15 protein-coding genes are annotated in these 14,544 nt (G+C 68.0%); 13 read left to right on the top strand and 2 right to left on the bottom strand.

Features of this window, described 5'->3' with window-relative positions; translation table 11 throughout:
• Positions 1 to 83: 83 nt before the first annotated feature.
• A complete protein-coding gene (locus AMD30_RS05820) occupies positions 84 to 1,016 on the bottom strand; it encodes a heme transporter (protein ID WP_055474998.1) in 933 nt (310 codons plus the stop codon).
• A 1-nt stretch (position 1,017) separates the two neighbouring features.
• Positions 1,018 to 2,226 (bottom strand): sulfite reductase subunit alpha, encoded by a 1,209-nt coding sequence (locus AMD30_RS05815; protein ID WP_055474997.1) that lies wholly within the window; start codon positions 2,224 to 2,226, stop codon positions 1,018 to 1,020.
• A gap of 301 nt (positions 2,227 to 2,527) precedes the next feature.
• Between AMD30_RS05815 and rpmE the strand changes: the two genes are divergently transcribed.
• The 13 genes from rpmE (at position 2,528) to AMD30_RS05750 (ending at position 14,502) form a co-directional block, all read left to right on the top strand.
• Positions 2,528 to 2,740: a 50S ribosomal protein L31 gene (gene rpmE / locus AMD30_RS05810; RefSeq protein ID WP_010842972.1), complete on the top strand. Its 213-nt coding sequence runs from the start codon at positions 2,528 to 2,530 to the stop codon at positions 2,738 to 2,740.
• 120 nt (positions 2,741 to 2,860) lie between these two features.
• Complete coding sequence (prfA, locus tag AMD30_RS05805; protein ID WP_055474996.1) at positions 2,861 to 3,937, top strand: peptide chain release factor 1; 1,077 nt, start codon at positions 2,861 to 2,863, stop codon at positions 3,935 to 3,937.
• A gap of 5 nt (positions 3,938 to 3,942) precedes the next feature.
• Positions 3,943 to 4,851: a N5-glutamine methyltransferase family protein gene (locus tag AMD30_RS05800; protein WP_055474995.1), complete on the top strand. Its 909-nt coding sequence runs from the start codon at positions 3,943 to 3,945 to the stop codon at positions 4,849 to 4,851.
• 4 nt (positions 4,852 to 4,855) lie between these two features.
• Positions 4,856 to 5,515, top strand: a complete 660-nt coding sequence (locus tag AMD30_RS05795; RefSeq protein WP_055474994.1) for an L-threonylcarbamoyladenylate synthase — start codon at positions 4,856 to 4,858, stop codon at positions 5,513 to 5,515.
• Entirely contained in the window at positions 5,512 to 6,771 is a 1,260-nt protein-coding gene (gene glyA, locus AMD30_RS05790) for a serine hydroxymethyltransferase (protein ID WP_084817209.1), read from the top strand. Before AMD30_RS05795 ends, glyA begins: the two co-directional genes overlap by 4 nt.
• 51 nt (positions 6,772 to 6,822) lie before the next feature.
• Positions 6,823 to 8,022, top strand: coding sequence for a glycosyltransferase family 4 protein (locus AMD30_RS05785; protein WP_055474993.1), 1,200 nt, complete (start codon positions 6,823 to 6,825; stop codon positions 8,020 to 8,022).
• A 285-nt stretch (positions 8,023 to 8,307) separates the two neighbouring features.
• Positions 8,308 to 8,721, top strand: coding sequence for a hypothetical protein (locus tag AMD30_RS05780; RefSeq protein ID WP_004021250.1), 414 nt, complete (start codon positions 8,308 to 8,310; stop codon positions 8,719 to 8,721).
• Positions 8,718 to 9,467 carry a F0F1 ATP synthase subunit A gene (gene atpB, locus AMD30_RS05775; RefSeq protein ID WP_055474992.1) on the top strand — a complete coding sequence of 250 codons (750 nt, stop codon included), beginning with the start codon at positions 8,718 to 8,720 and terminating at the stop codon, positions 9,465 to 9,467. Before AMD30_RS05780 ends, atpB begins: the two co-directional genes overlap by 4 nt.
• 136 nt (positions 9,468 to 9,603) lie before the next feature.
• Positions 9,604 to 9,855, top strand: a complete 252-nt coding sequence (locus AMD30_RS05770) for a F0F1 ATP synthase subunit C (RefSeq protein ID WP_004021252.1) — start codon at positions 9,604 to 9,606, stop codon at positions 9,853 to 9,855.
• Positions 9,856 to 9,902: 47 nt separating this feature from the next.
• Positions 9,903 to 10,391 carry a F0F1 ATP synthase subunit B gene (locus AMD30_RS05765; RefSeq protein ID WP_055474991.1) on the top strand — a complete coding sequence of 163 codons (489 nt, stop codon included), beginning with the start codon at positions 9,903 to 9,905 and terminating at the stop codon, positions 10,389 to 10,391.
• 2 nt (positions 10,392 to 10,393) lie between these two features.
• Positions 10,394 to 11,818, top strand: coding sequence for a F0F1 ATP synthase subunit B/delta (locus AMD30_RS05760; protein WP_055474990.1), 1,425 nt, complete (start codon positions 10,394 to 10,396; stop codon positions 11,816 to 11,818).
• An 86-nt stretch (positions 11,819 to 11,904) separates the two neighbouring features.
• Positions 11,905 to 13,533 (top strand): F0F1 ATP synthase subunit alpha, encoded by a 1,629-nt coding sequence (atpA, locus tag AMD30_RS05755; RefSeq protein ID WP_055474989.1) that lies wholly within the window; start codon positions 11,905 to 11,907, stop codon positions 13,531 to 13,533.
• A gap of 45 nt (positions 13,534 to 13,578) precedes the next feature.
• Positions 13,579 to 14,502 (top strand): F0F1 ATP synthase subunit gamma, encoded by a 924-nt coding sequence (locus AMD30_RS05750; protein WP_055474988.1) that lies wholly within the window; start codon positions 13,579 to 13,581, stop codon positions 14,500 to 14,502.
• The last annotated feature ends 42 nt before the right edge of the window (positions 14,503 to 14,544 follow it).

Genomic DNA, 14,544 nt, shown 5'->3' with positions numbered 1-14,544 from the left:
TGAGGAGCCCCGGAGCTTGCGGAGGGGCGTCAGCCGTTGCTCCCTGAGGAGCCCCGGAGCTTGCGGAGGGGCGTCACGAAGGGTCAGCCGGCGAGATCGGCGGTCAGGTGCTCCCAGGCCTGGCCGAGTGCCGGGGCAAGCGCTCCGGTCTGGGTCACGACCAGCGCGCACTCACCCCGCCGGGTGTAGATCTCTAGTGACCCGGTACGGCCCGACACCCCGTGGGGCCACGTGACCCAGCATTCGCCGACCAGATCGAAATTGATCATCACCCGGGTGGCGCCCGACGCCAGCACCATCTGTCCCCGATGCTCGCGGGCGCCGTCGAGGCGATCCTGACGCATCTGCATGCATCCCGGCGCCGCCGTCGCGAACGTCACCGTCATCCCGAGCCGTGACGCGTGCTCGAGCGCGGCGATCACCGCGCGGTTGTCGACGCGGGCGGTGCGCGGACAGTCGAGGCGGGGGAGGCTCCGCAGGCGGGCGGCGCCACCGTCGGTGAGTATCGCGTCGAGCTGTGCGAGCTGGTCGTCGCCGGTCGATGCCGTCGGAGTCGTACGTTGTGGCGCAGGCGAATCCGAGAGTGGCCCGTCCAGGCCCGGGGCTCCGCCGGCGAGCGCCATGGCCTCGAACGCCAGGCGATCGGAGTTCTCGGTCAGGTAGGTGGCATGAGCGGTGTTGCCGCGATGGTCGAACAACCGCAGGGTCGGCGGAACGTGGGCGGCGGGATCGCTGAGCAACGTCGACGACAAGCGAGAGGGATTGAGCCGCAGAGCTATTCGGTGCGGGTCCACCCGAATCGGACCGCCGACCGAGACCGGGTCGTCGTGAACCCCGACCGCGTTCATGATCACCGGACCGGCGACCGTGACGCCGACGACCTGGGCGAGTCCCGGTAGTCGGGCAGCGACCGCGGGGACATCGTGGTTCACCGAGGAGTCTCCGAATCCGGCTGTCCGCAGCAGGATCTCGAGATCGCTGCGGGCGGGCGGATCGTCCCCGGTGGAGTCGGTCATCTCAGTAGACGTCGCGGAGGTAGCGATTATCCGAGCGCAGGTGCCCGACATACGCCGCGGCCGCCTCGGCGTCGAGACCGCCGTGTTCGGCGACGATCTCGTGCAGTGCCGCATCCACGTCGTCGGCCATCGTCGCGGCATCGCCGCAGACGTACAGGTGCGCGCCGGACTCGAGCCAGGCGAACAGCTCGGATCCGTGCTCGCGCATCCTGTCCTGGACGTAGACCTTGTGTTCCTGGTCGCGGGAGAAGGCGAGGTCGAGCCGATCCAGCACGCCGCCGGCGACGAGGCGATCGAGTTCCTCGGCGTACAGGTGGTCGTGCGCACGGTGCTGGTCACCGAAGAACAGCCAGTTGCTGCCGGTGGCACCGGTTGCGGCCCGCTCATGCAGGAAGGCCCGGAAGGGGGCGATGCCGGTGCCCGGGCCGATCATGATGGCGGACACATCCTCCGCGGGCAGGCGGAACTTCTTGTTGGGGGAGATGAAGACGGGCACGGTGTCACCGGGAGCGCACCGGTCGGCGAGGTGCGTCGAGCAGACACCTCCGCGATCCCGGTCGGCGACGCGGTAGCGCACCGTGGCCATCGTGATGTGGACGGTGTCGCCGTGGACCCGCGGGCTCGACGAGATCGAGTACTCGCGGTGCGCGAGGGGACTCAACTCCTCGAGCAGTTCCTCGGGAGTCGGGGTGAAGGTCGGGTCCAGATCCAGGAGATCGAGGACGTCGAGTCCGTGGAGCCACGCGTCGAGTGCCTGCGGGTCACCGGCGTCGAGAAGTCGGGCGAGTTCGGGGTGTCCGGTGCGTTCGGCGACGGCCCGGACGAGGTACTTCGACGGCGCGCCGATCTCGTACCTGCTGGTCAGTGCCTCGCGCAGGGTGTAGGTCGCCTTGCGGTCGGCGATGATCTCGTCGCCCACCGCGCGCAGCCGGGCGAGCAGGAGATCGACCAGCGCGGGATCGTTCGTCGGAGCGATGCCGATGCCGTCGCCGGGCTCGTAGGTGATGCCGCTGTCGCCGAGATCGAGTTCGAGATGCCGGACCTCCTTGGCCGATCCGGGACCGGAGAGGAGTTCGTTCCGCACGACCGTCGCCGGGTAGGGATTGCGCCGGTTCCACGGCGATCGGGCCGTCTTGCCGGTACGACGGGCGGGGGAGGTCCGTGCGGTGTCGACTGCGAGGCTGCTGCCGGTGGAGGCGGCGTCGTACATCGAGGATTCCTTCGGGGACGGGGTGCGGGGGAGCGTGTGCCGCCGACAGGGCGGGCGACGCCACGGTACTACACTTAGGCAACCCTTACGAGGATCGCGATCTGCGTCACGTGCAGTGGAGTGCGGGTGGCCGTGCCGGGAATGGATCCGAGCGGCCTGCCGTTGAGGCACCTGCGACCGCGGTGACCGGGATTTTTCCCGGGTGATGCCCCCGTGGCATACTGATCGGTCGAGTCCGGTTCCGGTTCACACCGTCGACAAGCGACGGTGACCCGGCGACCTCAGAAAGGGACAGTCAGACATGAAGCAGGGAATCCACCCCGAGTACGCGACGACCACCGTCGTCTGCGGCTGCGGCAACACCTTCGAGACCCGCAGCACCGCTGCCAACGGTCGGATCAACGTCGAGGTCTGCTCGCAGTGCCACCCGTTCTACACGGGCAAGCAGAAGATCCTCGACACCGGCGGCCGCGTTGCCCGGTTCGAGAAGCGCTACGGCAAGCGCGCCAAGTAGACCACGCTGCGACGCCCGCCCGACGATGTCGGGACGGGCGTCGCTGTGTTTTCCGGTCAGAGTTCTTCCCGGTGTCGCCGATCATCCGGCGTGCGCCGGTCGACAAGTGAGGTCGCCTTCATGAGTACGCAGAGTCCCTCGGCCATCGACGACATCCTGGCCGAGCACTCGGGTCTCGAACGCCAGCTGGCCGATCCCGCCCTGCACGACGATCCCGCCGCGGCCCGTCGCGTCGGTAAGCGATTCGCCGAGCTCGCGCCCGTCATGGCGACCTACACCCGGTTGAAGGCGGCACGCGAGGATCTCGAGGCCGCACGGGAACTGGCCGCCGATGACGCGTCGTTCGCCGCCGAGATCCCCTCTCTCGAAGAGGCCGTCGAGGAACTCGACGCGACGTTGACCGACCTGCTCGCCCCGCGCGACCCCCACGACGCCGACGACGTGGTCCTGGAGATCAAATCCGGTGCGGGCGGCGAGGAATCGGCACTGTTCGCGGCGGACCTGGCCCGGATGTACCTCAAGTACTGCGAGCGTCACGGCTGGAAGGCGCAGGTGCTCGGCGTGACCGAGTCCGATCTCGGCGGCTACAAAGAGGCCACCTTCTCGATCAAGTCGAAAGAGGCCGTGCGCGACGGGGTCTGGTCGCGACTGAAGTTCGAGGGCGGTGTGCACCGCGTCCAGCGGGTGCCGGTCACCGAGTCGCAGGGCCGCATCCACACGTCGGCGGCCGGGGTGCTGATCTACCCCGAGCCCGAAGAGGTGGCCGAGGTGACGATCGACGAATCGGAACTGCGCATCGACGTCTACCGCTCGTCCGGCAAGGGCGGCCAAGGCGTGAACACCACCGATTCGGCGGTCCGGATCACCCACCTGCCCACCGGAATCGTCGTCACATGCCAGAACGAACGTTCGCAGTTGCAGAACAAGGCGCGCGCGATGCAGGTCCTCGCCGCCCGGCTGCAGTCCGCAGCCGAGGAAGAGGCGGAGGCCGCCGCCGCGCAGGGTCGTGCGGCCCAGATCCGCACCGTGGACCGGTCCGAGCGGATCCGGACCTACAACTTCCCCGAGAACCGCATCACCGATCACCGGATCGGTTACAAGGCCAACAATCTCGACGCGGTGCTCGCCGGTGACATGGACAACCTGCTCGACGCGCTCGTCGCCGCGGACCGGCAGGCCCGCATGGAAGCGGAATAGGAGTCGTGACCGGCAGGCCGACCCCGTTGTCGGACGAACTGCGTGCCGCGACCGCCCGTCTCGCCGCGTCCGGGATCGACTCCGCACGCCGTGACGCCGAATGGCTGATGGCCCACGTGCTCGGGATCGATGCGGGCCGACTGGTGCTGGTGGACACGATCGACGACGCGCCGGCCCGCGCGTTCCGGTCGGCGATCGACCAGCGGTCGCAGCGGATTCCCTTGCAGCACATCATCGGGACCGCCGCCTTCGGCCCCGTCGAGCTGGCCGTCGGCCCCGGGGTGTTCATCCCCCGGCCGGAGACCGAGTACCTCCTCGAATGGGCGGTCGACCGACTCCGCGCCACCCCCGGATCGCATTTCGCGGCTGATTTCTGCAGCGGCAGTGGGGCACTGGCGATCGGCATCGCCGCGATGAGTCCGGCGACCCGGGTCGTGGCGATCGAGGCCGACGAGGATGCGCTGGTGTGGTTGCGTCGCAACGTCGCCGACGCGACACCGGCCGTCGGGTCACGGGTCGACGTCGTCGCCGCGGACGTCACCGATCCGGATCAGGTCGCGGGAGCCGTCCCGGCCGGCAGCGTGTCGGTCCTGGTCACGAACCCGCCCTACGTGCCGCTCGACGCCGTGGTCGGACCCGAGGTCGCCCACGACCCGGCTCGCGCGGTCTTCGGCGGCGCGGACGGGATGTCGGTCATCGTGCCGATGGTGCCGGTCATCGCCCGCACGCTGACGCCGGGTGGCGTCGTCGGGATCGAACACGACGACACGACCGCCGACGCCGTCGTGTCGTGCCTGCACGCGCACGGCGACTTCGAGGAAGTCACCCGGCACACGGATCTGACGGGCCGGCCGAGGTTCGTGACGGCGCGCCGACGGCAGGCCGGGTCCGTCGGACGCGGCATGGCAGGATGATCGCGTGAGCACTGTTTTCGACTGCAACGATCCACAGAACCGCTGGTCGGGGATTCGGGCGGCGGTCGGGGCGGCGAAAGCCGGACGGCTGATCGTGATGCCCACCGACACGCTCTACGGAGTCGGTTGCGACGCCTTCGATTCCGACGCCGTCGGTGCACTCCTCGCGGCCAAGCACCGGGGACGCGACATGCCCGTGCCGGTCCTGGTCGGTTCCTGGTACTCGATCGACGGCCTGGTCCTGTCCGTCCCGCAGCCCGCACGCGACCTGATCGAGGCCTTCTGGCCGGGCGGCCTGAGTCTGGTTGTCCGACAAGCACCCTCGCTGGCGTGGGACCTCGGCGACACCGACGGCACCGTCATGCTCCGGATGCCGCTGCACCCGGTCGCGATCGACGTGCTGCGCGAGGTGGGGCCGATGGCGGTCTCGAGCGCGAACGTCTCGGGGCGTCCGCCGGCGACCACCGCCGACGAGGCGCGCGAACAACTCGGCGACGAGATCGCCGTGTATCTCGACGGTGGCCCGGCGCCGGCCGCGCAGGCGTCGACGATCGTCGATGTCTCCGGGCCGAGTCCGCGCATCCTGCGCGAGGGTGCGGTCTCGACGGACGCCGTCGCCGACGTACTCGACACCGACCCGGCCGCACTGCTCGCGGAGCGATGAGCCCCGACGCGCCGAGGTCCGGACCACACGGCGTCGAGGCGGGTGGCGCCCCGACCGGCGACGCCGCGGTCGACGCCATGGTGAGCCGCGAGGTCGGCCGGCGCCGCGACACCTTGCAGTTGCTCGCCAGCGAGACCGATCCGACGCCCGGGGTGCGGGCCGCGATGGCGTCGGTCTTCGACGCGAAGTATGCCGAAGGGTATCCCGGGGCGCGCTACCACGGTGGTTGTGACGTGGCCGACGAGCTCGAGGAGCTCGCCGTCGGCCGGGCCCGTGCGCTGTTCGGCGCCGAGTACGTCAATGTCCAGCCGCTGTCGGGCAGTGCGGCCAACCTCGCCGTCTATGCCGCCTTCGCCCAGCCCGGAGACCCGGTGCTCGCGCTGCGCCTCGAACACGGCGGCCACCAGACGCACGGTTCTCGGGCGAACTTCTCCGGGCGGTGGTTCTCGCCGTTGCACTACGAGGTCCGCCGCGACGACGAACTCGTCGACTACGACCAGGTCAGGGATCTCGCGCTGGTGCACCGCCCCCGCATCCTCGTCGCCGGCGCCGCGTCCTACTCGCGGACGTTCGACTTCCCGACCCTGCGCCGGATCGCCGACGAGGCCGAGTGCATCCTCTGGGTCGACGCCGCACATCTCGCCGGGCACATCGCGGCCGGCCTGCTGCCCTCGCCGGTGCCGCACGCCGACATCGTCACCCTGTCCACCAACAAGGTGATCCGCGGTCCGCGCGGCGGGGTCATCCTCGCGCGGGCCGAACACGGCGAGGCCCTGCGCAAGGCGGTCTTCCCGTTCGTGCAGGGCGGTCCCGCGATGCACGCCGTCGCCGCGAAGGCGGTCGCCTGCGCGGAATCCGGTACCGACGAGTTCGCCGGCTACGTCCGTCGTGCGGTGGACAACGCCCGCGGTCTCGCCACGGAACTGGCCTCTCGGGGCGCCCGGGTGGTGTCCGGCGGCACCGACATCCACCTCGCGGTCGTCGACGTCAGCGGCTTCGGCATCTCCGGGATGGAGGCGCAGCACCGGCTCGGCGCGGCCGGGATCGTCGTCGACAAGGCGGTCCTCCCGTTCGACACCCGCCCCGTCTCCGAGGGATCGGCGATCCGGATCGGTACGCCGGTGGCCACCGAGCGCGGCATGACCGCCGCGATGCATCCGATCGTCGCCGACGCGATGGCCGCCGCGATGTCGACGCGCGACCGTGAGACACACCAGCGGATCCGTCGCGAGATCGCCGCACTGGCCTACGGGTAGCGTGGTCGCAATGTCGGAGACCCTTGCCCGTCTGACACCGGTGGTGGCGCGATGACCGGTGCCGCACCGGTGTTGCTCGCCGCCGCCGCGGACGGGGGAGGGACGGGCGTTCCTCTGCGCGAGCTCCTGCTCGTGGGGCTCACGGCCGCGGCCATGACCTACCTCCTGACCTCGGCGGTCCGCGTCTTCGCGATCCGCGCCGGCGCGGTCGCCGTGCCGCGGGTCCGCGACGTGCACGTGATCCCGACACCTCGCCTCGGCGGGCTCGGGATGTTCGGTGGGGTGGTCGCCGGGATCGCGCTCGCCGCGAACCTCCCCGCGCTCAATCGCGGTTTCGCCTACACCACGGACATGACGGCGGTGATCGCCGCCGGCACGGTGATCGTCCTCGTCGGCGTCGTCGACGACCGGTGGGGCCTGGACGCGCTGACCAAATTCGTCGGTCAGCTCACCGCCGCCGGCGTCCTGGTGCTGCTCGGCATCAGCTGGCTGCAGCTCTACATCCCGTTCGCCGACATCGGCACGCTGGTGCTCGACCCGCTGCAGGCCGGTCTCCTCACGGTCGCGATCACGGTCGCGACGATCAACGCGATCAACTTCGTCGACGGCCTCGACGGTCTGGCCGCGGGATTGGGACTCATCGCCGCGGCGGCGATCTGCATGTTCTCGCTCGGTCTGCTGCGCGACCAGGGCGGCGACGTCAGCTACTACCCCCCGGCCCTCATCTCGGTGGCACTGGCCGGCGCGTGCCTCGGATTCCTGCCGCACAACTTCTCGCCCGCACGGATCTTCATGGGTGACTCGGGTGCGATGCTGATCGGTCTGCTGCTCGCCGCGGCCTCCACGAGCGCCTCGGGCCGTATCGCCGTGAACGCCTACGGACCGGCCGACATCTTCACGCTGCTGTCCCCGCTGATCCTGGTCGCCGCCGTCGTCTTCATCCCGATGCTCGACATGCTGCTGGCGGTGATCCGGCGGACCCGGGCCGGCGTCGGTTTCTACACCCCGGACAAGATGCACCTGCACCACCGGCTGCTCGAACTCGGGCACTCGCAGCGCCGGGTCGCGCTGATCATCTATCTGTGGGTCGGGGTTCTCGCGTTCTCGGCGGCGGCCAGCACGCTGTTCCCGCTGTCGGTCGTCGCGCCGGCCTTCGGTGCGGGCCTCGTCGTCGCGATGCTGGTGACGATGGCGCCGCGCCTGCATCGACGCCTCGCCGAACTGCGAACGTCGACGAAGGCGTACCACTGACCGGTGTCCGGCGACCCTGTGGTTACCGTGATGGCGGTACCTCGGCCTAAGGTAAGGAAACCGTAAATTTTCGTGTACTATCGCCCGTAGTAGTCAACATGTGCGCAGGCCCGGACACAAAGCCCCGGTTCTGTCTCACACGACGCAATACCCCCCGGTGAGACACCAAGAACGGTGTTGGTAGGGTCACAACGAAACGCGAGCTGACGCCCAGCGGCCATGTGCTGCTGCACGTACGCGGGTGATCCGTGCCATCGGTATGGAGTAGGAGAGCTGAGGAGGGACATGACCGCATCTGCCCCTGATTCGGCCCCCGTCTATCCCCAGGCGCCGACCGGACTCCGCCGCCCCGCGCTCATCGCGGGCGGGTTCATCGTGGTGGTGGCTGCCGTCTCGCTCGCCGTCGGACATCCGCTCTTCGCGGTGTTCTTCCTTCTCGGTGTCGCCGGGATCTTCGTCAACGCGATCCTCGTCCGACGTGCCGTCGACGTCGTGGTCGCCGACGAGAACCCGCGCAAGACCGCCCTTGCACTCAACTCCGCCATGCGACTCGGTGCCATCACGGCGCTCGCGCTGCTGGCGGCTTTCCTGGTCCAACCCGACGGGTTGGGCGCGATGTTCGGACTCGCCATCGGCCAAGTGGTCTTGGTGCTGAACACGGTCATTCCGGTGATGAAAGGACTTCGTAGCCAACCATGACGACCGCCTTCAACCTTGCCGCAGAGGATGGCGAACCGGCCATTCAGGTGGGTCATTACACCAAATTCGAGCTGTTCGGACTGACCTTCAACCTGGAGACCATCATCGCGACGGCGCTGGCCGCGGCGATCATGCTCGCGCTGGCGTTCTACCTGAAGTCGAAGGTCACCTCGACCGGCGTGCCGTCGGGTGTGCAGCTGTTCTGGGAGGCCATCACCATCCAGATGCGTGGGCAGGTCGAGAGTGCCATCGGCATGAAGATCGCCCCCTACGTTCTCCCGCTCGCGGTCTCGCTCTTCACCTTCATCCTGATCTCCAACTGGCTGTCCATCCTGCCGGTCCAGGTCGGTCACCACGAGATCCTCAAGCCGCCGGCCGCGGACGTGAACTTCGCCTACGCCCTTGCGCTCTTCGTCTTCGTCTGGTACCAGATCGCCGGCTTCCGGAAGCGCGGCCTGCTGGGTCACCCGAAGCGGATCATCAAGGGCCACGTCGCATTCCTCGCGCCGATCAACGTCATCGAGGAGTTCACCAAGCCGATCTCGCTCTCGCTGCGACTCTTCGGCAACGTCTTCGCCGGCAGCATGATGGTCGCCCTGATCGCACTCTTCCCGCCGTACATCATGTGGGCGCCCAACGCGATCTGGAAGTCCTTCGAGCTCTTCGTCGGTCTGATCCAGGCGTTCATCTTCGCGCTGCTGACGATCCTCTACTTCTCGCAGTCGATGGAGACCGAGGATCACTGACCCGCCCGAACCAGGGCACCGCGCGGAGACGGACACGGCCGCGCCCACAACCGAACATGACGACCTGCTCCGGCACCTGTCGGCGCAACTCCAGACCTGACACACCAGATGTCAGCAACGAAAGGGAAATATCACAATGGATCCAATGATTGGCCTCGGCGCACTCATCGGTGGCGGCCTGATCATGGCCGGTGGCGCCGTCGGTGCCGGTATCGGTAACGGTCTGGCCGGTAGCCAGCTGATCGCCGGTATCGCTCGCCAGCCCGAGGCACAGGGTCGCCTGTTCACCCCGTTCTTCATCACCGTCGGTCTGGTCGAGGCGGCCTACTTCATCAACCTGGCCTTCATGGCGCTCTTCGTGTTCGCCACCCCGATCAGCGCCGGCTGATCGTCGCTCTCCCTTTTGTCGCCGAGTAGAAACGACACCTCACCACAATGACGCTTGCTGCAGAGAACTTCCTGCTCCCGAATGGAACGTTCTTCGTTGTCCTGCTCATCTTCGTGATTTTGCTGCTGGTCATCCGCAAGTTCGTGGTTCCGCCGATCCAGCAGGTCCTCGAGGAGCGGGACGCGATGATCCACCGCACCGTGGAGGACAACCGGACCGCCGCCGCCGAATTCGAGGATGCGGACGTCCAGTTCCGTTCGCTCCTCAAGGAAGCGCGCGGTGAGGCCACCGCCAAGCGCGACGATGCTCGCGCCCAGGGGCGGGAACAGCTGAACGAGATGAAGCAGCGAGCGACCGCCGAGGCCGACGCCGCCCTGCAGTCGACCAGCTCCGAGCTGGCGACGCAGGGTGAGCAGGCCGCCTCGACGGCTGCAGCTGATGTGGACGCACTCGCCAAGACGCTTGCGGCGCGTGTGCTCGGTGTCGACTCGGCAACTCTTTCCGATACCCGATCGACGAGCGGAGCGGTGAACTGATCATGGCTGCCAACACTGAGACCGAATCCGACCAGGGCCCCATCGGCACCTGGCTGCACGACATCGGTGCTGCGTTCGACCCCGCGATCTTCATCGCTCAGCTCTTCGGCTTCGCGGTCATCCTCTTCCTCCTGTGGAAGTACGTCCGGCCGCCGGTGGCGAAGATGATGCGGGATCGACAGGAGACCGTGCGTCAGCAGCTCGCCGAGAGCGAGGCCGCTGCCAAGCGCGTCGCCGACGGCAAGCAGGCCCGCGAGAAGGCGGTCGCCGAGGCCAAGGCCGAGGCGGAACAGATGCAGAAGGACGCCGCGGCCGACGCCGAGGCGATCACCTCCGACATCCGCGCACAGGCCGACCACGAGGTCAAGCGCATCTCCGAGCACGGCCGCAACCAGGTCGCCCTGGTGCGCGCCAACCTCGTTCGTCAGCTGCGCACCGATCTCGGACTCACCGCGGTCGACAAGGCCGGCGAACTGGTGCGCAACCATCTCGCCGACGACTCGGCCCAGGCGGCCAGCGTCGATCGGGTCATCGACGAACTCCAGGAGATGTCGTCGGGTTCGGCGAACGCGGTTCCCTCGAGCGCCTCGCTCGTCGGTCTGCACGCGATGCGTGCCGCCAGCCGCGACGCCGCTCTCGCCGTGTCGGAGCACTTCGATTCGGCGGCAATCGATCTCGACGGTTCGGCACTGGCCGACGCCTCGGGTGACCTCACCGCGGCCATCAACTTCCTCGGCGAGAACCCGGTGCTGCGCAAGCGCCTGGTCGAGGACGACGAGAACCCCGAGGGCAAGAAGGCCATGGTGCACCGTCTGTTCGACGGCAAGCTCGCCCCGGTCGTCGTCGAGGTGCTCGCGACCGCGTCGAGTCAGCGGTGGTCGTCGTCGAGCGACTTCGTCGTCGGTCTGCGTCGTCAGAACTCCCTGATCGTCCTCACCGCCGCCGAACGCGACGGGGTCATCGAGCAGGTCGAGGACGAGCTCTTCCGGGTGAGCCGAGTCCTCGAGGCCAACCCGCAGCTGTCCTCGCTGCTGTCCGACCACGGCAAGGACGCCGACAAGCGCGTCGACCTGCTGAAGAAGCTGGTCGGCGACAAGGTCGGCACCCACACCTGGACGCTGCTGTCCTCGACCGTGCGCCTGCTGCACGGCCAGGCCGCCGACGTCGCTGTCGATCAGCTCGCCGAGCTGGCCGCCGCCCGTCGCGGCGAGTCGGTCGCCCACGTGGTGTCCGCCTCACCGCTGTCCGATGCCCAGATCGATCGACTGTCGGGCGTGCTCGGCGGAATCTACGGTCGGACCATCTCGGTGCAGACCGAGATCGCCCCGGAACTGCTCGGCGGTCTCCGGATCAGTGTCGGCGACGAGGTCATCGACGCCGATGTCGCGACACGGCTGGCCAAGGCCGCCGAGACGCTGCCGCGCTGACGACCACCCCGACACACCCGAACCCACGAAGCCCAGAGCTCAGAGCCTTCGAGACTCAGAGCCACATCAAGGAAAGACGAGAACCCATGGCGGAGTTGACGATCTCACCAGACGAGATCAAGGGAGCGATCGAGCAGTACGTCTCGTCGTTCGAAGCCGAAGCGTCGCGTGACGAGGTCGGCATCATCACCGATACCTCGGACGGCATCGCCCACGTCAGCGGCCTTCCGAGCGCAATGGCCAACGAGCTCCTCGAGTTCCCCGGCGGCGTCCTCGGCGTCGCACTGAACCTCGACGAGGACGAGATCGGCGCCGTGATCCTGGGTGACTACGAGTCCCTGGAAGAAGGCCAGCAGGTCAGCCGCACCGGCGACGTGCTCTCCGTCCCCGTCGGTGATGCGTTCCTGGGACGCGTCATCAACCCGCTGGGTGCCCCGATCGACGGCCAGGGCGACATCGAGGCCGACGAGCAGCGCGTCCTCGAGTTGCAGGCCGCCACCGTGCTCGAGCGCCAGCCGGTCGAGGAGTCCCTCGCCACCGGCATCAAGGCCATCGACGCCATGACCGCCATCGGCCGCGGACAGCGTCAGCTCGTCATCGGCGACCGCAAGACCGGCAAGACCGCGGTCTGCATCGACGCCATCCTGAACCAGAAGGCCAACTGGGAGACCGGCGACCCCACCAAGCAGGTTCGCTGCATCTACGTCGCGATCGGTCAGAAGGGTTCGACCATCGCCGGCGTCAAGTCCGCCCTCGAAGAGGCGGGCGCGATGGAGTACACCACCATCGTCGCGGCTCCCGCCTCGGACTCGGCCGGCTTCAAGTGGCTGGCCCCGTACACCGGCTCGGCCATCGGCCAGCACTGGATGTACCAGGGCAAGCACGTCCTCATCGTGTTCGACGACCTGACCAAGCAGGCCGAGGCCTACCGCGCCATCTCGCTGCTGCTGCGTCGTCCGCCGGGCCGCGAGGCATACCCCGGTGACGTCTTCTACTTGCACTCCCGTCTGCTGGAGCGTTGCGCGAAGCTGTCCGACGAGCTCGGCGGCGGCTCGATGACCGGTCTGCCGATCATCGAGACCAAGGCCAACGACGTCTCGGCGTTCATCCCGACCAACGTCATCTCGATCACCGACGGCCAGGTCTTCCTGGAGTCGGACCTCTTCAACAAGGGTGTTCGACCGGCCATCAACGTCGGTACCTCGGTGTCGCGCGTCGGTGGCGCCGCCCAGACCAAGGGCCTCAAGAAGGTCTCGGGATCGCTGCGTCTGGAGCTGGCCCAGTTCCGTGAGCTGGAGGCCTTCTCGGCCTTCGCCTCCGACCTCGACGACGCCTCGAAGGCACAGCTCGAGCGCGGTGCCCGCTGGGTCGAGATGCTGAAGCAGGACCAGTACAGCCCCTTCTCGGTCGAGGATCAGATCGTCTCGATCTACCTCTGCGGTGAGGGCCACTACGACTCGGTCCCGGTCGACGACGTGCGCAACTTCGAGACCCAGCTGCTGAGCCACCTGCACCACAACGCGACCGGTGTCTACGACTCGATCGCCGGCGGCAAGGTGCTCAGCGACGACCAGGCCGAGGCCCTGATCGCCGAGACCAACAAGTTCAAGAACGGCTACCTCACCCACGACGGCCGTCGCGTCGTCAACGAGGCCGAGGCCGAGGCGATGGATGCCGACAACGTCGAGAACGAAGAGATCAAGATCCGCAAGTGATCTCAGACGTCAACGGACATCGCGAAAAGGAAGGGGTGAGGGCTCATGGCCAGCATTCGTGAGCTGCGCTCACGCATCCGGTCGGTCCAGTCGACCAAGAAGATCACCAAGGCTCAGGAACTGATCGCGACCTCGCGTATCACCAAGGCCCAGGGACGGGTGGCGGCGGCCAAGCCGTACTCGCAGGAGATGACCGCCGTGCTCTCGGAGCTGGCGAGCAACTCGGGATCGCTGGACAACCCGCTGCTCAACGAGCGGGAGAACCCGAAGCGCGCGGCGATCCTGGTCGTGACCAGCGACCGCGGTATGTGCGGTGGTTACAACGCGAACGTGCTCAAGGCGACCCGCGAACTCATCGCGCTCCTGCGCGACGAAGGCAAGGAAGCGGTCCTGTTCGTCATGGGTCGCAAGGGTGTCGGGTTCTTCAGCTTCCGGGGTCTGGAGATCTCGGACTCGTGGACGGGCTTCTCGGAGTCACCGCAGTACTCGGACGCGGCGACGGCGACCAGCTTCCTGGTGGACCTCTTCCAGGCAGGATCGGGCACCGAGGTCGAGCGCCCAGAAGGAGACGGCACCCTCGAGGGTGTCGACGAGCTGCACCTGGTCTACACGCGGTTCCAGTCGATGCTGGCGCAGGTGCCCGAGGTCCGGCGGATCGCCCCGCTGGTCGTGTCGCACGACGAGGATTCGTCCGACGACACGCCGTCGCGCAACTACACCTTCGAACCCGGGGCCGACGCCCTGCTCGACGCGCTGCTGCCGAAGTACGTGGCGACGCGGGTCTACGCGGCGCTGCTGGATTCGTCGGCATCGGAGTCGGCCGCGCGCCGCACCGCGATGAAGGCCGCGACGGACAACGCCGAAGAACTGTCCAAGTCGTTGTCGCGCGAGGCCAACCAGCTCCGCCAGGCCCAGATCACCCAGGAAATCAGCGAGATCGTCGGCGGCTCGAGCGCACTGGCGAACTAGCGTGCGCGCCAGCCGAGTCCGGATCGACGAGAACCCATACTT

The organism is Gordonia sp. HS-NH1 (genome assembly GCF_001418765.1).
Lineage (GTDB): Bacteria > Actinomycetota > Actinomycetes > Mycobacteriales > Mycobacteriaceae > Gordonia.
This window is presented reverse-complemented; position numbering and strand designations above follow the sequence as displayed.

What these genes read in the sequence shown, in the direction of transcription:
- AMD30_RS05820 (WP_055474998.1), bottom strand. Translation starts at nt 1,016, where the DNA reads ATGACCGACTCCACCGGGGACGATCCGCCCGCCCGCAGCGATCTCGAG.
- AMD30_RS05815 (WP_055474997.1), bottom strand. Translation starts at nt 2,226, where the DNA reads ATGTACGACGCCGCCTCCACCGGCAGCAGCCTCGCAGTCGACACCGCA.
- rpmE (WP_010842972.1), top strand. Translation starts at nt 2,528, where the DNA reads ATGAAGCAGGGAATCCACCCCGAGTACGCGACGACCACCGTCGTCTGC.
- prfA (WP_055474996.1), top strand. Translation starts at nt 2,861, where the DNA reads ATGAGTACGCAGAGTCCCTCGGCCATCGACGACATCCTGGCCGAGCAC.
- glyA (WP_084817209.1), top strand. Translation starts at nt 5,512, where the DNA reads ATGAGCCCCGACGCGCCGAGGTCCGGACCACACGGCGTCGAGGCGGGT.
- AMD30_RS05785 (WP_055474993.1), top strand. Translation starts at nt 6,823, where the DNA reads ATGACCGGTGCCGCACCGGTGTTGCTCGCCGCCGCCGCGGACGGGGGA.
- AMD30_RS05780 (WP_004021250.1), top strand. Translation starts at nt 8,308, where the DNA reads ATGACCGCATCTGCCCCTGATTCGGCCCCCGTCTATCCCCAGGCGCCG.
- atpB (WP_055474992.1), top strand. Translation starts at nt 8,718, where the DNA reads ATGACGACCGCCTTCAACCTTGCCGCAGAGGATGGCGAACCGGCCATT.
- AMD30_RS05770 (WP_004021252.1), top strand. Translation starts at nt 9,604, where the DNA reads ATGGATCCAATGATTGGCCTCGGCGCACTCATCGGTGGCGGCCTGATC.
- AMD30_RS05765 (WP_055474991.1), top strand. Translation starts at nt 9,903, where the DNA reads ATGACGCTTGCTGCAGAGAACTTCCTGCTCCCGAATGGAACGTTCTTC.
- AMD30_RS05760 (WP_055474990.1), top strand. Translation starts at nt 10,394, where the DNA reads ATGGCTGCCAACACTGAGACCGAATCCGACCAGGGCCCCATCGGCACC.
- atpA (WP_055474989.1), top strand. Translation starts at nt 11,905, where the DNA reads ATGGCGGAGTTGACGATCTCACCAGACGAGATCAAGGGAGCGATCGAG.
- AMD30_RS05750 (WP_055474988.1), top strand. Translation starts at nt 13,579, where the DNA reads ATGGCCAGCATTCGTGAGCTGCGCTCACGCATCCGGTCGGTCCAGTCG.